The sequence below is a fragment of the Gilliamella sp. Fer4-1 genome (genome assembly GCF_001690515.1).
GTDB lineage: Bacteria > Pseudomonadota > Gammaproteobacteria > Enterobacterales > Orbaceae > Gilliamella > Gilliamella apicola_C.
The window spans coordinates 1-19,343 of sequence record NZ_LZGZ01000341.1 but is presented as its reverse complement, the minus strand read 5'-3'; the positions used below and the strand labels follow the sequence as shown (position 1 = coordinate 19,343).

15 protein-coding genes and 1 tRNA gene are annotated in these 19,343 nt (G+C 35.4%); 10 read left to right on the top strand and 6 right to left on the bottom strand.

Annotation, left to right across the window (positions count from 1 at the left end; translation table 11 throughout):
• The first annotated feature begins 50 nt into the window (after nucleotides 1-50).
• Together A9G30_RS11640 and A9G30_RS11635 are read left to right on the top strand one after the other, a co-directional pair.
• Complete coding sequence (locus A9G30_RS11640; protein WP_065589060.1) at nucleotides 51-1,157, top strand: hypothetical protein; 1,107 nt, start codon at nucleotides 51-53, stop codon at nucleotides 1,155-1,157.
• 1,048 nt (nucleotides 1,158-2,205) lie between these two features.
• Nucleotides 2,206-2,282 (top strand) — tRNA-Met (locus A9G30_RS11635).
• A gap of 39 nt (nucleotides 2,283-2,321) precedes the next feature.
• On the opposite strand, the gene metF is transcribed toward A9G30_RS11635, so the two are convergent.
• The 3 genes from metF to A9G30_RS11620 all read right to left on the bottom strand — a co-directional run bounded on the left by metF (nucleotide 2,322) and on the right by A9G30_RS11620 (nucleotide 6,333).
• Nucleotides 2,322-3,197, bottom strand: a complete 876-nt coding sequence (metF, locus tag A9G30_RS11630; RefSeq protein ID WP_065583329.1) for a methylenetetrahydrofolate reductase [NAD(P)H] — start codon at nucleotides 3,195-3,197, stop codon at nucleotides 2,322-2,324.
• A gap of 132 nt (nucleotides 3,198-3,329) precedes the next feature.
• Nucleotides 3,330-5,603 carry a 5-methyltetrahydropteroyltriglutamate--homocysteine S-methyltransferase gene (gene metE, locus A9G30_RS11625; protein WP_065589059.1) on the bottom strand — a complete coding sequence of 758 codons (2,274 nt, stop codon included), beginning with the start codon at nucleotides 5,601-5,603 and terminating at the stop codon, nucleotides 3,330-3,332.
• Nucleotides 5,604-5,781: 178 nt separating this feature from the next.
• Nucleotides 5,782-6,333 (bottom strand): YagU family protein, encoded by a 552-nt coding sequence (locus A9G30_RS11620; RefSeq protein WP_141672105.1) that lies wholly within the window; start codon nucleotides 6,331-6,333, stop codon nucleotides 5,782-5,784.
• A 246-nt stretch (nucleotides 6,334-6,579) separates the two neighbouring features.
• Here A9G30_RS11620 and A9G30_RS11615 point away from each other — a divergent pair, with 246 nt between their 5' ends.
• From A9G30_RS11615 to A9G30_RS11590, 6 genes are all read left to right on the top strand, one after another.
• Nucleotides 6,580-6,900 (top strand): hypothetical protein, encoded by a 321-nt coding sequence (locus A9G30_RS11615; protein ID WP_065589057.1) that lies wholly within the window; start codon nucleotides 6,580-6,582, stop codon nucleotides 6,898-6,900.
• 255 nt (nucleotides 6,901-7,155) lie between these two features.
• The gene (gene recN / locus A9G30_RS11610; RefSeq protein ID WP_065589056.1) at nucleotides 7,156-8,817 is read left to right on the top strand and encodes a DNA repair protein RecN; all 1,662 of its coding nucleotides are present in this window, start codon (nucleotides 7,156-7,158) and stop codon (nucleotides 8,815-8,817) included.
• A gap of 51 nt (nucleotides 8,818-8,868) precedes the next feature.
• Nucleotides 8,869-10,095, top strand: coding sequence for a bifunctional phosphopantothenoylcysteine decarboxylase/phosphopantothenate--cysteine ligase CoaBC (coaBC, locus tag A9G30_RS11605; protein WP_065589055.1), 1,227 nt, complete (start codon nucleotides 8,869-8,871; stop codon nucleotides 10,093-10,095).
• Nucleotides 10,079-10,537: a dUTP diphosphatase gene (gene dut, locus A9G30_RS11600; protein WP_065583177.1), complete on the top strand. Its 459-nt coding sequence runs from the start codon at nucleotides 10,079-10,081 to the stop codon at nucleotides 10,535-10,537. The genes coaBC and dut overlap by 17 nt, the downstream gene beginning before the upstream one ends.
• Nucleotides 10,534-11,127 (top strand): nucleoid occlusion factor SlmA, encoded by a 594-nt coding sequence (gene slmA, locus A9G30_RS11595; protein ID WP_065583176.1) that lies wholly within the window; start codon nucleotides 10,534-10,536, stop codon nucleotides 11,125-11,127. Before dut ends, slmA begins: the two co-directional genes overlap by 4 nt.
• Before the next feature lie 61 nt (nucleotides 11,128-11,188).
• A complete protein-coding gene (locus A9G30_RS11590; protein ID WP_065583175.1) occupies nucleotides 11,189-12,022 on the top strand; it encodes a mechanosensitive ion channel domain-containing protein in 834 nt (277 codons plus the stop codon).
• 63 nt (nucleotides 12,023-12,085) lie between these two features.
• On the opposite strand, the gene cysE is transcribed toward A9G30_RS11590, so the two are convergent.
• Both cysE and A9G30_RS11580 read right to left on the bottom strand, forming a co-directional pair.
• Nucleotides 12,086-12,847: a serine O-acetyltransferase gene (cysE, locus tag A9G30_RS11585; protein ID WP_065583328.1), complete on the bottom strand. Its 762-nt coding sequence runs from the start codon at nucleotides 12,845-12,847 to the stop codon at nucleotides 12,086-12,088.
• 188 nt (nucleotides 12,848-13,035) lie between these two features.
• On the bottom strand, nucleotides 13,036-14,277 hold the full coding sequence (locus A9G30_RS11580; RefSeq protein ID WP_065583174.1) for an oligosaccharide MFS transporter: 1,242 nt from the start codon (nucleotides 14,275-14,277) through the stop codon (nucleotides 13,036-13,038).
• Nucleotides 14,278-14,487: 210 nt separating this feature from the next.
• On the opposite strand from A9G30_RS11580, the gene A9G30_RS11570 reads away from it, so the two are divergent.
• Nucleotides 14,488-15,492: a LacI family DNA-binding transcriptional regulator gene (locus A9G30_RS11570; RefSeq protein ID WP_065589054.1), complete on the top strand. Its 1,005-nt coding sequence runs from the start codon at nucleotides 14,488-14,490 to the stop codon at nucleotides 15,490-15,492.
• A 558-nt stretch (nucleotides 15,493-16,050) separates the two neighbouring features.
• On the top strand, nucleotides 16,051-17,532 hold the full coding sequence (locus tag A9G30_RS11565; RefSeq protein WP_065583171.1) for a SulP family inorganic anion transporter: 1,482 nt from the start codon (nucleotides 16,051-16,053) through the stop codon (nucleotides 17,530-17,532).
• 201 nt (nucleotides 17,533-17,733) lie between these two features.
• On the opposite strand, the gene A9G30_RS11560 is transcribed toward A9G30_RS11565, so the two are convergent.
• Complete coding sequence (locus A9G30_RS11560) at nucleotides 17,734-19,203, bottom strand: glycoside hydrolase family 32 protein (RefSeq protein WP_065589053.1); 1,470 nt, start codon at nucleotides 19,201-19,203, stop codon at nucleotides 17,734-17,736.
• Nucleotides 19,204-19,343 lie beyond the last annotated feature (140 nt).

Here is a 19,343-nt window from a genome sequence, read left to right as displayed (position 1 = left end):
AATGGACCCAAACCATTAAAATAAGGTTAATTAAAAACGGATAATTATTTATGGCTTACTACACCAATATTTTTTCACCCGAAACGTATCAAGCTTTTATGAATTCAGATAAAACAGTATCCGGTTTTCGGGTTCGACAAAAATCACTGGCAGAAAAAGTAAAAGCAGGGGATATTTTTATTTGTTATCTGGTTCGATTATCTCGCTGGTGCGGTCTGCTTGAAGTGGTTGATGGCCCTTATGAAGATAGCACACCACTTTTTTTAGAATCGGATGATCCGTTTATTGTTCGTTTTCATATTCGTGTTAAAGTGTGGTTACCATTAACCCAAGCCATTCCTATTCATTCTGACCAAATTTGGCAACACCTTTCTTTTACTCAAAACATTGATAAAAGTAGTAGTCGTTGGACCGGATTGCTGCGTAATAGTTTAAATAAAATAAGCGAAAAAGATGGCAAGTTATTAACAAACTGCCTATTACAACAAAATAACATAACCACTGATTATCCCCTTAATGAACAAGATCAAAAGAAATTAAAAACGCATACAGTAAATCGAACCGAGAAAGTAGTTAAGGTATCAGTGCCCAGCGATAGCGAGCTAGTCGATGATGATGCGCCAACCCAAAACCCAGAGGTACGTGAATCAATCAAAATGCAGGCGTTACTTGCCCAAATTGGTACCTGTATGGGGATGAAAATTTGGCTACCGAAAGCCGATCGCAGCCGTGTATTAAAAGAGTGGAAAAAAGGTACCGAAGCATTATTAGAAAAATTACCACTGAATTATGATGAAACCACTTTAAATACCATTGAACAAATTGATGTGATTTGGTTAAAAGGGCGCTCTATCACTCGCGCGTTTGAAGTAGAACATACCACCTCGGTGTATTCGGGTATTTTACGCATGGCGGATTTACTCGCCTTACAACCCAATATGAATATTAAACTACATATTGTCGCCCCAGACAGCCGGCAGGAAAAGGTATTTCAAGAGATCCGTCGTCCAGTATTTTCGTTACTAGAAAGTGGACCATTATCAGATCGTTGTAGCTATATCCCCTACAGTAATTTAAAAGATCTTAGCAAAGCCAAACATTTAGAACGTATGACTGATGCGGTGTTAGAAGATTATACGGAGCACGAGGAATTGTAAAAATCGATAATACCTGTATTTAATATAAACTAAAAAAAGAGCGGTAGTTGATCATCTTTAGTTGTCCCAACTAAGCGGTCTCTTTGCAACAACCTTCTGTTTGTGTTAGTTTTTAATTCAATGTTTGTAATTTTTTATAAGTCTCTTTCTGGGTATTACTAATCTAATTATGTTGCTAGCACTTTGTATGGTACGTTATCTTCGTAAAAATATTGTTTAAATGCATAAAAAGTCGAGAAACAGAAAATTATTTTTTTATATAAAGGTATCTATTACTTGAATCTCTTTGACCAGATTTTAGGGCGTTTAAGCATTTCAATATAAAATGCAACACAATGTGTTTTTATTGGTTATCTGATAATAAAGAATTCATCAACAAAGGTAAGGCCTAATGTTGTTAAATAGTGATAATAACCAAGATACATTTCATCTTTATAAATTTTTAAGCACATTTGAAAACGGGTTCATTATAATCTCCCGTTAAAATCATACTCAAGCTTTCATGAAAAGTAAGGTTTGGGTATCTTGTTTAGTATTAAGTTCTAGTTCTGTGTAGTGATCATTAAGAATATGTTGTAAGTTTGTCATAGCTACTTTTTTAAATTAGTATTGATTAATTCAATATCTGTAGATTTTAGATAATTAGATAGTAGCATCATGTTGATAACTCCCCGATATTTGTTAATCATTATATTAACGTTAATGACTTTTGTTTATTTATCTAAGTGTACTAAAATACTGATGTAAAAAAATCAGTGTGTTACTCATCAAAACTGTTCAGATAGAGAATTGATTTTATTTAATTTTTTATTTTTGTTTTTTAATTGAAATCATATGGTTATAAAATTATTGCTATTTTCAGCACAGTTGGATTTTGCTGTCTTTATTTTTGGAAGAAGGCTAAAATTTTTGTTAAAAACTTTCAAGTAAATTTGTGTTTATATTAGAAAATAGTCTAGATTAACTCAAGAATGTTTAAAAATGTAGCGTTTAAGCTAAATAGGTATTGCTTTTTTATTTTATTACTATAATATAGCTACCTCTTTGGCGCGGGGTGGAGCAGCTTGGTAGCTCGTCGGGCTCATAACCCGAAGGTCGTTGGTTCAAATCCAGCCCCCGCAACCAATTCCTATCAATCCTTGATATATCCTTTTCTCATCATCACTATTTTGATTTTGGTACAGCTAATAATGTTGCGACAGCTTCGCTAATGCGTCTGGCTATGTAGCTATTGTTCATAGTGTATAAATGAATGCCATCCACATTTTGTGAAACTAAATCAACAATCTGATCAATTGCATAAGCAATACCCGCATCACGAAATGCATCAGGATGATGTTCATATTTTTCCATCATTTGTTTGAATTTTTTCGGTAAATTCACCCCACACATCGATACCATGCGCTCAATTTGGTTTTTATTAGTCACTGGCATAATGCCGGCTTCTATCGGCACATTAATGCCCATATCGTGCGCTTTATCTAAAAATGCATAAAAATAGTCGTTATCAAAAAATAGCTGCGAAATCAGTTGATCAGTACCAGCATTGACCTTTTCTTTTAAATGGATCAGATCTTGTTTTAGGGTTGATGCTTCAAGATGACCTTCTGGATAACATGCGCCAATCACGTTAAAATCGCCGTTTTCTTTAATAAATGTCACCAGTTCGCTGGCAAAACGAAAATCATCTTTAGGTTGCACATTCGGGCTGATGTCACCACGCAAAGCAAGCACGTTATCAATCCCTGCACATTTAAGATCGTGTAGGATTTTTTGCATTTCGGCTTTATCAAAATTGATCCCCGGTAAGTGCGCAACACTTTCGATGCCATAAGTATGTTTAACCGAATGCGCAATATCAATGGTGGTTTGACCATTTAAGCTACCACCAGCACCATAAGTAACACTAATAAAATCGGGCTTAAAATAACCAAGCTCTCGCAACGTGCTATAAATGGTTGCTAAAGGTGAGGTTTTTTTAGGGGGAAAAACTTCAAAAGAGAACACCGTTTTTTGATTAAATAATAGATTTGTTTTCATTTGTATCATCCATTCGTTATATCACTTATTTTCCTTATTAATATTTCCGCCACCAAAATAGGCGACGGAATTTTCAGGCTCGTAAAGTACGATGTCTTAGTAAATAAGCTCAGTTTTTTGTAAAAACAGTGCCTAATTCAGTGTTTTTCTTACTTCTAATGTAGCCTCAACAAGATGCTGCAAGCTTTCAATTACTTCTTTTTCGCCACGCGTTTTTAAACCACAGTCTGGATTAATCCATAATTTTTGCTTATCAATTTTTGCCAATAATTTTTCAATGGTTGCTTTAATTTCAGCCACAGGTGGAACACGCGGCGAATGAATATCGTAAACACCAGGTCCAACTTCAGTTTTAAAATTATTAGCATTGAGTACATCAATTAATTGCAGATTAGAGCGAGAAGCTTCGAAAGAAATCACATCAGCATCCATTGCATCAATATCTTTAATGATGTCAGCAAATTCGCTATAACACATATGTGTATGAATTTGGGTATCAGCTTGGACTTTGCTGTGTACTAATCTAAATGCCGGAATCGCCCAATCCAGATATTCGCTGTTCCAATCCGCTTTACGCAGTGGTAATTTTTCTTTTAAGGCGGCTTCGTCAATTTGGATAATCTTAATGCCAGCAGCTTCAAGATCTAACACTTCATCACCAATGGCCAATCCAATTTGGAATACCGATTCTTTTTGAGAGATATCTTCGCGTGGGAATGACCAATTTAAAATGGTGACAGGCCCTGTTAACATGCCTTTAACAGGTTTATCAGTCAGGCTTTGTGCATATTTCGAATATTCAACCGTAATCGGTTTAGAGCGTGAAATATCCCCCCAAACAATCGGTGGCTTAACGCAACGTGTACCGTAAGATTGCACCCATGCTTTTTCGGTAAACACAAAGCCATTTAAGCTTTCACCAAAATATTCGACCATGTCATTACGTTCAAATTCACCATGCACTAACACATCAATGCCAATTTCTTCTTGTAATTTAATGCATTCAGCAATTTTTTGTTGATTAAACTCAGTGTATTGATTCAAACAAATTTCACCTTTTTTAAATTTAGCACGATTTAAACGCACATCAGGCGTTTGCGGGAATGATCCAATGGTTGTGGTTGGTAATAATGGTAAATTAAAGGCCTTTTTCTGCGCTGCTTCACGCACTGAAAACTCAGGTAAACGGGTAAAATCAGACGCGTTTAATGCCGCCACTTTTTGGCGAACCGCTTGGTTTGCACCTTCACGTTCACGGGAAAATAGTGTTTGATTAGCTTTATAAGCAGTGTTATTTTCAGGATTTGCATCATTAAATAACTGACCAAGTTCAGCCAATTCTTGTAGCTTTTCTTGGGCAAAAGCAAAATAAGCGCGTTGTTGAATGGTTAATTTGGTTTCATTTTGCAATGTATAAGGAACATGCAGTAATGAACAAGATGTATTAATTACAATATTTGTGGCTTTTTGCTTGATTTTACCAAGTAAATCTAAGGTTTTTTGGTAATTATTTTTCCAGATATTTTTACCATTAACAACACCAGCAAATAACACTTTATCAGCAGGGAAGCCATTATTTTCAAGTAAAGCAAATGACTGTTTACCTTCAACAAAATCAAGCCCAATCCCATCAAAAGGTAAAGCGACAAGTTCTTTATAACAATCACGCACATCACCAAAATAGGTTTGTAGAATAATTTTGGTATTACCTTTAACCGATAAAATCGCTTGATAAAGTTCAGTAAATAAAGCGATATCGTCTTTATTTAGATCCGTCACTAAAATTGGCTCATCAATTTGGATCCACTCAGCACCAAGCGTTGTGAATTTTTGGATGATCTCTTGATAAGCTTTAATAATATCCGCTTTAAAATCAACAAACTGTTTTTTACCTAAATACTGCGCTAATTTAAAAAAGGTTAATGCACCAATCACAACTGGCTTGGTTTGCACGTCTAGCGCTTTAGCTTCTTGATATTCATCAAAAGGTTTCGTACCTGTTAACTTAATCTGTACTGAATCTTCAATTTCAGGCACTAAATAATGGTAATTGGTATTAAACCATTTTTTCATAGCCAGCGCACGCACATCACCTTTTTCACCTTGATAACCACGTGCCATGGCAAAATAGCGGTCAAGTTCTGGTAAACCTAAATCTTGGTAACGTTTTGGAATGACATTAAGTAAACATGCTGTATCTAATACCGCATCATAAAATGAAAAATCATTCGATGAAATAAAAGCAATTTTTTGTGCCGCTTGTTGTTTTAAGTGCTCAGCACGTAGCACTTTGGCTTCGTTTAATAATTCAGCTTGGGTTTTATTACCTTTAAAATAAGCTTCTGTTGCAAATTTGAGTTCGCGAAGCTTACCAACACGAGGATATCCAATAACAGCAGTATTCATGTTTATTTCCTTTTTATCGTTTTTCTTTAGTGATAAAAAAGATAACAAAAAAAACAGATATTGAATAATTCTAGTTTTTTATTGATTGTTATAGTTTTATTCTATATCAAATAGAATAAAAAATCCCACTATAGCTTAATAGCAGGATCTAACATGAACTGATCTAAATTTAAATCAATTATTGACGCCACTTACCATGAATTGGTCTTGCAAAATGGGCTAATACCGCAATCATACACACTTCGATTGATGCTCCCCAATAAATATGGCCCAGAATTTCACTCCAAAGCTCATAACCATTTAAATTCCATAACCAACCCACAGTTCCTTCAGCATCATAAGCAGGATGGCGAAAGCCAAGTAACGGAATTAAAAAACCATGCATAACAACAGTTATAATAATGCCGTATAATGCACCATACCATAAGCGGATTTTATTACAATAATATGCGCCAGCAACATAAACAAAGGCAAAAGCAAAACTAAATAACCAGTGATAAAGTGTCACCGCCCCTAAAACGCTTGCCCCTTGGTAAATATAATCAAGCGAGTGGGAATTAATCCCAAGCCAACCAAGCCATGCATCAATGTGCGCTGCTGGTGGCGATATTTCACCTGGTACACGAGGAGGCATATTAACCTCTGAACCCCATTTTACTAATGAACTGAAAAAGCCACCAATGATAGTTGTCCAAATAATTACTTGGCGATTTGTTTTATTTCCAAACATATTGGGTTTCCCCATAATTAAAAGAAGAGGTGTTTAAAGTATACTCCACTGTAATTTTAGATAAAAGAAGAATAGAAAGAATCAGCTAACAGTAAACATGATTGAAATAATAGAAAGTAGCCATTTATTAAAAATAATCTGTTAAATTTTTATAAACGGTATTTTTATAGCACATAATTAATTAGTATTTTTATTGATAACAATATAATATAAAAAAGTTTTTAGATTTTGTTATCGGGTTTAAGTATGGTTTATTTTCTTTACGTGCTTTATTTTTTAGAAGTGTGTTTTATCTACCCGAGTTTGGGTAATAATGAAATCGGCACAATATCTCCACAGGAAATTATCAATTTCATTATTGTTGTTTTGTTCATTTTTAATTGTATTGTGAATATTTTTTACATCCTATTAAAAAAGCATAAACGTAGAGCTGATTATATTGCTGTAGCACTACTGTTTTCTTTTATTGCTTTTGTACCAATTAACAATACGATGAAAGAAATTAATGACGCAAAAAGCATGGAAAGAATAGAAAATAATATAAAAATCACAATAAAAACAGCATAAGTAGGAAGAATTGAGCAACAAATAAAGATAAACAAGAATTAAACAAGCCTCGCTTAATAATAGCTACAGAATGCTTTATGGCTATGTCTACAGATATAATATAAATAAGATCCAAAAACTAACAAAAAGCCAGAAAGTGCAATAATTCTGTTTAAGATAACAAAAAAATCGTTATTTTATTTAAATCGCTGTATTTATTTACAGTGCTTTTGTTGATATACTCGTACTAATTTTAATCAGCTGTATTTAATTATTATGATAACTCAACTTACTATTAATAATTTTGCTATTGTGGATCAGCTTCTTGTCGATTTTACTTCGGGAATGACCGCTATTACCGGCGAAACAGGTGCAGGGAAGTCGATTGCCATTGATGCATTGGGATTATGTTTAGGCAATCGTTCCGATGCCTCATCGATTCGCTATGGTGCAGATCGCGTTGATATTTCTGCAAGTTTTGTGCTGGATGATACACCAGCTGCTTTTGCTTGGCTCAGTGAAAACCAACTTGATGAAGGCAATGAATGTATTTTACGGCGCGTTATTAATCAAGATGGACGTTCTAAGGCTTTTATTAATGGTCGTGCCGTACCTATTTCGCAATTAAAAGATTTGGGTCAGATGCTCATTCAAATTCATGGTCAACATGAACATCAACGGCTTTTGCGCAGTGACTATCAACAGTTGTTACTGAATCATTATATGAATGAGCCAACACTGCTAACGCAGATGTATCAAGCTTATAAGCAATGGAAAGATGCAGTGCGCACTTACCAACAATACGAAGCTTCACGGCAAGAGCGTGATGCACATATGCAACTTTTGCAATATCAGTTAAAAGAGCTTAATGAGTTTTCGCCAATTGAAGGAGAGTATCAACAAATTGACGAAGAGTACAAGCGATTATCAAACAGTGAACAATTAATTAACCTTAGCCAACAATCAGTCATGCTATTAGATGAAGCTGATGATTATAATGTTAATAATTTACTAAGCAGTGTAAAAAATAGCGTTCAAGAACTAGCTGAACTCGACTCTTGCTTAAATAGCGTTTATAACCTGTTAGAAGAAGCCTCTATCCAAATTAAAGAGGCAAGTGATGAACTGCGCCACTATAGCGAGCGTTTAGAACTTGATCCTGCTCGCGCCATGCAACTTGAACAGCGGATTTCAAAGCAAATTGCATTGGCTCGCAAACATCATGTATCTCCGGAAACCCTACCCGAATTACATCAAAATTTGTTAGCTGAATTCAAACAAATTAACCAACAAGATGAGCAAAGCGAACAACTGAAAGCAGATATAAAGAAATATCATCAAATTGCTATTGAAATTGCGGCTAAATTACACCAAAAACGCTTAACAATCAGTAAAACGTTAGCTAAAAATGTGACCGCAACGATGCATGAATTATCGATGCCAAATGGACAATTGAGTATAGATATTGCTTTTAACGAAAATCGATTAAACAGCGATGGGGCTGATCAAGTAACATTTTTAGTCAGTACTAATGCCGGTCAAAATCCACAACCGCTGGTTAAAGTCGCATCGGGTGGCGAATTATCCCGTATTGCTTTAGCAATTCAAGTGCTAACGGCAAAAAAAATGGATACGCCTGCGTTAATCTTTGATGAAATTGATGTCGGTATCAGCGGACCAACTGCCGCCAAAGTAGGGCAGCTATTAAGAGAGCTTGGGCAATCAACGCAAGTTATTACCGTTACGCATTTACCACAAGTAGCAGGGCATGCTAATCAGCACTACTTTGTTAGTAAACAAACTAATGGCAAAAAAACTTCCACAGATATGCAAAAATTAGACAATAATGGACGGTTAAATGAGTTAGCGAGATTATTAGGTGGCGATAAAATTACAGATGCAACGTTAGCCAATGCAAAAGAGCTACTTATTATCTAACTTAATTGTGGTAATATAGCGCTTTCATTTTAGGTGTGAAGGAAGCTTCTCATGAGTTTATATGGTAAACGTATTTTATTAGGAATTACGGGCGGCATTGCTGCTTATAAATGCCCTGATCTTGTTCGCCATTTAAAGAAAGCTGGTGCGCAAGTGCATGTCGTTTTAACTGATTCGGCTAGCCATTTTGTCACCAAAATGACCCTACAAGCCGTGTCTGGCAATCAGGTATCTTGTGATCTCTTCGATCCATCTGCTGAGCTTTCTATGAGTCATATTGAACTCGCCAAATGGGCTGATTTTGTCCTAATTGCGCCAGCAACTGCCAATATTATTGCCAAAATGGCAAATGGAATTGCCGATGATCTGCTTTCTACCATTTGCTTAGCAAGCTCTGCACCGATTGCTATTGCACCTGCAATGAATCAACAAATGTATAAAGCTGTGGCAACTCAACATAATTTATCAGTATTAGCGTCAAGAAATACCTTAATTTTAGGACCAGATAACGGGTTCCAAGCCTGTGGTGATATTGGACCAGGACGCATGCTTGAACCACACGCAATTGTTGAAGAAATTGCACACTATTTTAAAGCAACTTCAGTACTTTCAGACGTATCCATTACCATTACCGCAGGCCCAACGATCGAAGAAATCGATCCAGTTCGTTACATTAGTAATTACAGTTCAGGAAAAATGGGTTTTGCTATTGCAAACGCGGCTGCACAAATGGGTGCAACAGTGACGTTAATTAGTGGGCCAGTTCATTTAGATACACCAAATAATGTCAACCGAATTGACGTTAAAAGTGCTAGGCAGATGTACGATGAAGCACTAAATCACGCGCAAAAATCAACTATTTTTATTTCTTGCGCCGCTGTTGCTGACTATCATGCTAAAACAATTGCGACGCAAAAAATCAAAAAAATAAGCGATAACGATGAACTTACTATTGAATTAGTGAAAAATCCCGATATTGTTGCAAGTGTCGCAGCACTAAAAAACCATCGACCTTTTGTCGTTGGATTTGCAGCTGAAACTCATGATGTCAAAACTTATGCACTAAAAAAATTAATCACAAAAAATCTAGATTTAATTTGTGCTAATGATGTTTCAGATAAAACTATTGGCTTTAATTCCGATCAAAATTCATTAACACTATATTGGCAAAACGGTGAGCAAACGTTACCATTAAGCAGTAAGCAACAATTAGCAACACAGTTACTTCAAGCTGTTATAACACGATATAAAGCGAGTCATGATGAAAAGAAAAATTGATATAAAAATATTAGATAAACGACTGGGAAATGAATTTCCACTACCTACCTACGCAACCGCAGGATCTGCTGGCATTGATTTACGAGCAATGTTTGATAAAACAACTGAAATAAAACCAGGTGAAACCATCTTAACGCCTACGGGGCTATCAATGCATATTGCTGATCCTAGCTTGGCTGCATTAGTATTACCTCGTTCAGGACTCGGTTCCAAAAATGGTATTGTGCTTGGTAATTTGGTTGGTTTAATCGATTCTGATTATCAAGGTCAGCTATTTGTTCCTGTTTGGAACCGTAGTCAAACGCCTTTTGTTATTGAAGCAGGCGATCGAATTGCCCAATTAATTATCGTGCCGGTTGTACAAGCAGAATTTAACATTGTTGATGAATTTGTTGAGTCAGCACGTGGTGAAGGTGGATTTGGGCATTCAGGTAAAAAATGATCGTGAGTAGCAAAAATAAAAATCGCAAAGAAGACATATTACAAGCATTGGCAACGATGCTTGAATCCAATGAAGGGACTCAAAGAATCACAACAGCTAAATTAGCCGCAACGGTAGGTGTATCTGAAGCTGCGCTATATCGACATTTTTCAAGCAAAACAAAAATGTTTGAAAGCTTAATTGCCTATATTGAAGATATTTTGTTGTCTCGCATTAATGTCATTATGCAAGAAGAGCCCAATACCTTTACGCGTTTACAACTTATTCTTGCGTTGATATTAGGCTTTTCTGAAAAAAACCCAGGATTAACCAGAATTATGACCGGTCATGCATTAATGTTTGAGCAAGAACAGTTACAAGAGCGGATTAGCCAACTATTTGAACGCATTGAGACTCAAATTAAACAAGTTTTACGTGAACGAAAAATTCGTGAGGGAGTGGCTTTTATAACAGACGAACGGATTTTATCTAGCCAGTTATTAGCTTATTGTGAAGGTATGATGGCACGTTATTCTCGTTCAGGTTTTAAATATCTACCAACCACTAATTTTGATACACGTTGGGCTTTATTAGCCAAACAATTGGTTTAGTCAATTTGGTAACCCAAGACCTTGATAAAAATTTTTATTACCTATTACTGAGGATAATACGATGAATTTTGAAGATTTTTTAAATCATGCCATTTCGTTTATCAAAAGGTACGATGGAGTGGTATTTAGCTATATTGCACATTTTTGTTTTGCTATTATTATTTTTATTATTGGTAGAACTATCGCTAAATTTATTAGCAACCAATTAAAACGCATATTATTAAATCGCCACGTTGATCCGACTGTAGTTAAATTTGTCAGCGCTTTGTCGTACTATGCCTTTATGGTAATGACATTAGTTGCCGTTTTAGGTCAATTGGGCGTACAAACGGCGTCGATTGTTGCTGTTATTGGTGCTGCAGGTTTAGCTGTTGGTTTGGCATTACAAGGCTCGCTATCTAATTTTGCCGCTGGGGTTATTTTAATTATTTTTCGACCATTTAAAGTCGGTGAAACAGTAATCATCAATAGCCAGCAAGGTGTTATTGACTCCATACAGATATTTTCAACATCTATTGTTACCCCTACCAACGAACTAGTTGTTATCCCTAACAGTCAGGTTGTCAGCGCTAATATTATCAACTATACACGCTTACCTGAAAGGCGTTTAGATTTAGTGATCAATGTAGGCTATAACTCAGATATTCAAAAAGTATACCAAGTGTTAAAGCAAGCAGTTGATAAAACTAATAATATATTAACATCCAAAGAGCCTACCATTCGATTAGATGTTTTAGATGCGTCCTCAATGAATTTTAATGTGTTAGTTTGGACATTAAACGAAAATTATGGCACGGTAAAAGGTGATCTACTTGAAAATATCAAAAATGGATTAACTGAAAATAATATTAATATTCCATACCCAACAATGGATGTAAATCTTAACAATAAGTAGCCAATCAATTATTAAAAACTCCGTCTGTGTTTATCAACGGAGTTTTTTATTATCTAATAACAATTAAATATCTTGATCCATATTTAAAGCTGGTTTTTCACAATCAGGGCAACCCACCACTTTCGCTGGTACACCGGCAACGGTTGTATGTTGTGGCACGGGATCCAACACCACAGAGCCAGCACCAATTTTAGCGCCTTTACCTATCTCAATATTACCTAAAATTGTTGAATGAGCACCAATCATTACCCCTTCGCGTATTTTGGGGTGGCGATCACCGTTTTGTTTACCTGTTCCGCCTAATGTTACTGATTGTAAGATAGAAACATCATTCTCAATCACCACTGTTTCACCAACCACAATTCCTGTCGCATGATCAAACATCACGCCACAACCAATTTGAGCTGCGGGATGAATATCAACACCAAACACTATCGCAATCTGGCTTTGTAAAAAAATGGCTAATGATTTACGGTCTTGCATCCAAAGCCAGTGAGCAATCCGATAAGCTTGTAATGATAAAAAGCCTTTATAATAAAGTAGAGGCGTTGAGTAATAATTAGTTGCAGGATCGCGAATATAGACAGCCATAATATCATTTATAGCTGATTGAATAATGCTTTCATCTGCTTCATACGCCTGCCGAGCAATTTCACGAATTTCAATAGCAGGCATAACCTGAGAAACAAGCTTATTGGCTAAAATATAACTTAAAGCATCCCCTAGGTTTTCATGGTTTAGTAAAGTTGCGTGGAAATAACTAGCTAGCATCGGCTCGCTTTCAACTAATGCTGAGGCTTCTTGTCGAATGGTTTGCCATAACATTTGGGGTTTAACAACAATCTTTGCATCGTTCACAACAAGTTCCTGTACACAATAACTAAAATTGTTAACATTGTTTCGCAAACTTAACCTAGAAGCAAGTTTTGTATTCATTTATCATCACATTAAAAAGCAAAATGGAAATTCCATGTTTCCATTTTGTTATCATTGTTAGCGCGAATTTAAGATTATTATTGTTTTGATTTTTGCTCATCGCTTAAAGTAAATATTGCTATCGCCGAAGTCAGTAAAACAACACCAGCAAGGACATAAAATGTTGTCGAATATCCGGTATTATCAAATAATTTACCAACTAGCCATGACAACCCAATAACGCCAAGATTGGATGAAATATTAAACCCAACTAAATAAAGGGTCGCCGATAATCTTGCATCAAAATTACCCACAATATATTTGAACATCGCCAAAATAAATAATGGAATTTCAATTGCATGAAATAACTTAACGAATGATATCAAATAAATATTATCTAACGTTGCAGACAATGCAATTCGGCAAATCATAACTAGTGCAGCAACTAATAACGATCTTTTAGCCCCCATTTTGTTAATAAAATAAGGAGCAATAATCATACAAGTTGCTTCTAAAAAGACTTGGAAGGAATTTAAATAACCATAAACTTGATAACCATCTTCTGGTTTTTCAAAAAAACCAGTATAAAAATTAGGAAATAACTGCTGATCATAGATAGTATAAAAACTATAAGTACCAATAACAAACAACACAAACAACCAAAATTTTTGCAAACCAAACAGCGATAAAATTTCGCCCATTGTTGGTATAGTCGTTGTTTTTTCTACTAAAACAGTATCGTTATTTTCAGTTGGTGATGCTTGATATTGTTTTGGCTTAAACATCATATTAATGGTAAAAAAGATAACCGCAACACCCGACGCCATCCAAAAGTTAATATGAGGATCAATGCCAAATAAAATACCCGCAACAAACGTTGCAGCAGCATAACCAAATGATCCCCAAAAACGAGCAGGGCCAAATTCAAAGCCAAATAATCGACTAATACGTTCAATAAAAGAGTCAATCAAAGCACTGCCCGAAATAAAGCTGGCACTTAAAACTGGTGCACCAATACAAACACCCCAAATAAAATCATTTTTTAATAAAGGCTCATACACATAAATTAAAAAAGGGCCAATAAGAACCATGATAATACTTTGGAAGGTCACTACGGCTTTACCTATTTGTAATTTATCTTGGATAATGCCATAGAAAATCATAAAAAACATGGCTGCAGCAGAATTAGCCGCATAAACAATACCTAACTGTTCACCCGATAAGCCAATTTTACTTTTTAACCAAATGGCATAAAAAGACCACCAAAGCGACCATGCAGCATAAAACGTAATAAGGTAGCCTGACGAGAACCAATAGTTTCTATTTTGTATCATATTCATGTTTATTACTCTTATATTGTTGAAATTTGATGAAGTTTAACGTTAACATGTTAATGTTAACATTATGACCATATTTAATACGAAATAGATAGAATCGATTATCATAAATGTTAACCTCCTCACACTTTTTATCATTTCTATTTGTGATATCATCATGCATAGTAATGGCTGTTAATCATTTTTCATCTTGTTAAACAAAAGGATTTAACTATGGCTTCACTTAAGGATGTTGCAAAATTAGCATCTGTGTCACTGATGACGGTTTCACGTGCAATAAATAATCCTGACAAATTAAATAAAGAAACCTATAAACGCGTTAAACAAGCTATTGAACAACTTAATTATGTGCCTGATTTATCGGCAAGAAAGATTCGTGGTGATAACTCGGGACCTTCTGCTATTGGTGTTTTAGCATTAGAAACCGCCATGACACCGTTTTCAGTAGAATTACTCCAAGCCATAGAAAAAACTGCCCAAAATCATGGATGGAATACCTTTATTGTTAATTTATTTGATGATAAAGATGCCGATCATGCCATTAATACCCTACTGTCATATCGCCCTAACGGTATCATCTATACCACAATGGGATTAAGAAAAGTTGAACTGCCTGAAAAGTTATTAGATAAAAATGTTGTATTAGCTAACTGCATAAGCGATTCAAAGCAACTTGCTTGCTATATTCCTGATGACTATTTAGGTCAATATCAAGCCATGCAACAGGTGATAAATAAAGGTTATAAAAAACCATTATGTATCTATTTATCAGAAAAAACGCTAGCAGGAAAAACTAGGCGCGCAGCAGCCGAACAAGCATGGATTGATGCGGGTAACAATTTGGAGGATATTACCAGTTATCACACATCAATTTTGTCAGCTAACCTAGCTCAAGAATATATGATGACAATTGATATATTGAAACAACATTGTAATAAAAAAACAGATTTTGATGTATTAATTTGTGGTAACGATCGAATCGCTTTTGTCGCTTATCAATTTTTACTTGGTCGAGGTTTTCATATTCCAAATGATGTTGCTGTGCTAGGTTACGACAATATGGTGGGTACTGGTGAGCTATTTTATCCACCATTGACAACAGTGCAATTACCTCATTATGAAATTGGTGAACAAGCAGCTTTACATATTATTGATGGCAAAACCCAAAATGAAATAATACCTGTAGCGTCACCTTATTTAGAAAGACAATCCTTATAAGAAAAATTAAAGACTATTAAAACGAGTAATGCGGTATTTATCATTTAGCGTGTAATACGTAAAAATACCCATCATTTATATCATGTTATTATCAAACATAAATATACGCCATTCAATTGATAATTAAGTAGGTCTATATCTTACTAACTAGTGGTTGAATATTGCCACAAGAATATGAACAATTGTATTACTAAAGAGAGCCATTTGCTAAGGTCAGCATAGACTAATATTTGGGTGAAAACCCAACAGATTACATTTATTCTATTTAGGTTAGACATTACTAATGTTATCGTACTTTAACCTCATTAAGATATTATAATATTTAACTATAGTTAAGAAATTAACCTTGTACAACTAGTTAAGTTTTATTATTATAAAAAATAAATTTCATTTTGGAGTATAGCTGTGTAGTTTATTGCGAGTTGTTCTTATCAATAATAATTATAATTACTCGCGTGATGCACAGAAGTCAGGCTTCCCTATCAAATTTTGACAATTTTCTAACGCATTGCTTCACGCTGTAATTTTCTTTTGTTTTTTCAGTGGTGGTAAAATTCAATGCAATCTTTACGTCAAGAATGGTTTTCAAATATCAGAAACGATGTCTTATCAGGTATTGTTGTAGCTCTTGCTCTTATTCCTGAAGCAATTGCTTTTTCAATTATTGCAGGTGTTGATCCCAAGGTGGGATTATATGCTGCTTTTTGTATAGCGGTTATTACCGCTTTTGTGGGTGGCCGTCCTGGAATGATCTCTGCGGCTACTGGTGCAATGGCATTATTAGTTGCAAGTCTGGTTAAAGCGCATGGGATTGAATATTTACTAGCTGCAACCATACTATGTGGTATTTTTCAGATTATTGCAGGTTTTGTTAAATTAGGAAATTTAATGCGTTTTGTATCACGCTCAGTAGTAACCGGTTTTGTTAATGCATTAGCGATCTTAATATTTTTAGCACAACTTCCTGAACTGACCAATGTAACATGGCATGTCTATATGATGACTATTGCAGGGCTTGCTATTATTTATCTCTTCCCTTATGTCCCTAAAATAGGAAAAATTTTGCCATCACCGTTACTCTGTATTCTTATCCTTACGGGTCTCTACATCTATTTTGGGATGGATATAAGAACCGTTGGTAATATGGGAGCGCTTCCTACGAGCTTACCTACCTTTTTGCTCCCTAATGTGCCTTTTAATCTTGATACATTATTGGTTATTCTGCCTTACTCAATTTCATTAGCAATTGTGGGATTATTGGAGTCGATGATGACCGCAACTATTGTGGATGATATAACCGATACACCAAGTGATAAAAACCGAGAGTGCAAAGGGCAAGGTATCGCCAATATTATCGCCGGCTTTTTTGGTGGTATGGCTGGTTGCGCTATGATTGGTCAATCAATGGTGAATATGAAGTCAGGAGGGCGAACGCGTTTATCCTCATTGATAGCAGGATCTATACTTTTATTATTAGTTGTTTTTTTGCAAGACTGGGTGAGCCAAATACCCATGGCAGCATTAGTTGCTGTCATGATCATGGTTTCAATTGGCACCTTTAACTGGGACTCGATAAAAAACCTTAAATCATACCCACTTTCAACCAATATTGTTATGCTTGCAACAGTCATTGTCGTCGTATTTTCCCATAATCTTGCTTACGGCGTATTTACGGGAGTATTACTAGCATCATTGTTTTATGCCAATAAAGTTGCCCATTATTTGCAAATTAAAAAGGAGCAACCAGTTAAACAGCAACGTATTTATAAAGTATATGGACAAGTATTTTTTGCCTCTTCTGCAAAATTTATTAGTTCATTTGATTTAAAAGAGGCTGTGCAAAAGGTAACAATAGATCTTACCCAAGCGCATTTTTGGGATATAACGGCTGTAGCAGCCTTAGATAAGGTTGTGATTAAATTCCGCAAAGAAGGTGCACACGTAGAAGTTTTAGGGTTGAATAAAGCCAGCAGTACAATAGTTGATCATTTTGGTGTTTATGATAAACCCGATGCTAAGCAAACATTTAATAACCATTAAAAATAATGGTCTGCGTTGATGGCTCTACATTATCATTTATTGTGCGATTATGTGGTATGGAGTAATAATAGACTTATGACACAAATTGTATGATCAATTATGTTACCTAAAAAGCCATTTATCGCACAACATTTAAAACTTCTCAATAAAAAGCTCAGTATTCAAAGCCAAACTTCACTGCCAATTGGCAGTGAATAGGCATTACGCATAAATAGATTTTAACTGCCAACTTTCTAGATTGGTGATTTTAGCGTTACCATTTTCAGCAAATAGATTTACAGTTCGCTCTGCTGGTAACTTAGGATAGATACGGCTTGAAAAGCTATATAAATCACCATTAATAAAAACTTCAACAGATGAAGCATCAACATATATATGCAAAGTTAATTTTTGTTTTTTTGGTAATGGTACGCTACGATAACCTTTTAATTCAAGCCCCGATAAACTACGATCGAGTACAATCCGCTCAGATTGTAGATCAACATATAATAATGTAGCTTGTTTACCGTCTTTCGTTGCTGCTAGCTGTAAGCCAAATCGTTCAGCCGTGCTTTGCGTCAAATCAAATTCAACGTTCAGCTCGCAGCTAATAGATTCAATATTGGTGTTTTTAAGCTCATTAGTAAGGGTTAATTCCTCAAATGATTTTGGCTTTTCTCGTAATGCTTCAAGCTCTTTGATGGGACGATTTCTAACTTTATTATCTTGATCTAAAATGAGCTCACGGGGAAGGGTAAATGCTCCAGCCCATTTATCTTTTTTACTTGGCATGATTGATTCCCACATATCCATCCAAGCAAAAATTAAACGCCGGCCATCAGCAGCAAGAAATGATTGAGGTGCATAAAAATCATGGCCAAAATCCATTTCTTGAAAAGGTTTAATCATTGAGAATTGTTGCCCTGGTTGCCAATCACCCACAATGTAACCTGATTGAAAGCGATTACGATATTGATAACCTTTTGCTTTCATGCCTTGTGGCGAAAACATAAGGATCCATTTATCACCAAGTGGAAAAAAGTCAGGGCATTCAAGCATATAAACATCAGGATCGATATCACTTACCAAAACATGGTCAAATTGCCAATTTTTTAGATCATCCGATCGAAATAACAAAACTTGCCCGACATCTTGTGGGGTTCGTTGACCGACTACCATCCACCATTTACCATCTTGTTGCCACACTTTAGGATCGCGAAAGTGCATAATTCCGCTTTTTGGCGTAAGTATGGTGCCTTGTTTTTCAAAATGAATACCATCTTTACTAGTTGCAAGACATTGGGTTTGCTCAATTTGCTCATCATTACCTTGCCCATTTAACCAAATATGACCAGTATAAAATAAACATAATTTGTCATTATTATCCACCGCCGATCCCGAAAAGCAGCCTGATTTATCAAATTCTTGATCAGGAGCAATGGCTATTGGTAGCCTTTTCCATGTGACTAAATTATCACTAACTACATGCCCCCAATGCATTGGTCCCCAGTTTTCATCATAAGGATGATGCTGATAAAAAGCATGATATTGACCTTTAAAATAAATTAAACCGTTAGGATCATTCATCCAACCAGCAGATGGTGCTAAATGAAAATGCGGATAATATTGTTTATTCATTACTTTTTCTAAATTTTTGACAGCTTGATTGGCTTTATCAATAGCAGTAGACATAAAAATCCCCTTTTTATCCAATATTAGATACCTTTATCTAAATAGTATCCTAATTTAATTGTTAACGTTAACTATTAATGTGGTTAGCGATAAAATATGTGATGATAGTCACATATTTCTAATATCAACGATGAATTTTT

Bases quoted from the DNA above. Each gene is read 5' to 3' on its own strand.
- A9G30_RS11640 (WP_065589060.1), top strand. From the start codon at position 51: ATGGCTTACTACACCAATATTTTTTCACCCGAAACGTATCAAGCTTTT.
- metF (WP_065583329.1), bottom strand. From the start codon at position 3,197: ATGAAAACAAATCTATTATTTAATCAAAAAACGGTGTTCTCTTTTGAA.
- metE (WP_065589059.1), bottom strand. From the start codon at position 5,603: ATGAATACTGCTGTTATTGGATATCCTCGTGTTGGTAAGCTTCGCGAA.
- A9G30_RS11620 (WP_141672105.1), bottom strand. From the start codon at position 6,333: ATGTTTGGAAATAAAACAAATCGCCAAGTAATTATTTGGACAACTATC.
- A9G30_RS11615 (WP_065589057.1), top strand. From the start codon at position 6,580: ATGGTTTATTTTCTTTACGTGCTTTATTTTTTAGAAGTGTGTTTTATC.
- recN (WP_065589056.1), top strand. From the start codon at position 7,156: ATGATAACTCAACTTACTATTAATAATTTTGCTATTGTGGATCAGCTT.
- coaBC (WP_065589055.1), top strand. From the start codon at position 8,869: ATGAGTTTATATGGTAAACGTATTTTATTAGGAATTACGGGCGGCATT.
- dut (WP_065583177.1), top strand. From the start codon at position 10,079: ATGAAAAGAAAAATTGATATAAAAATATTAGATAAACGACTGGGAAAT.
- slmA (WP_065583176.1), top strand. From the start codon at position 10,534: ATGATCGTGAGTAGCAAAAATAAAAATCGCAAAGAAGACATATTACAA.
- A9G30_RS11590 (WP_065583175.1), top strand. From the start codon at position 11,189: ATGAATTTTGAAGATTTTTTAAATCATGCCATTTCGTTTATCAAAAGG.
- cysE (WP_065583328.1), bottom strand. From the start codon at position 12,847: ATGTTATGGCAAACCATTCGACAAGAAGCCTCAGCATTAGTTGAAAGC.
- A9G30_RS11580 (WP_065583174.1), bottom strand. From the start codon at position 14,277: ATGAATATGATACAAAATAGAAACTATTGGTTCTCGTCAGGCTACCTT.
- A9G30_RS11570 (WP_065589054.1), top strand. From the start codon at position 14,488: ATGGCTTCACTTAAGGATGTTGCAAAATTAGCATCTGTGTCACTGATG.
- A9G30_RS11565 (WP_065583171.1), top strand. From the start codon at position 16,051: ATGCAATCTTTACGTCAAGAATGGTTTTCAAATATCAGAAACGATGTC.
- A9G30_RS11560 (WP_065589053.1), bottom strand. From the start codon at position 19,203: ATGTCTACTGCTATTGATAAAGCCAATCAAGCTGTCAAAAATTTAGAA.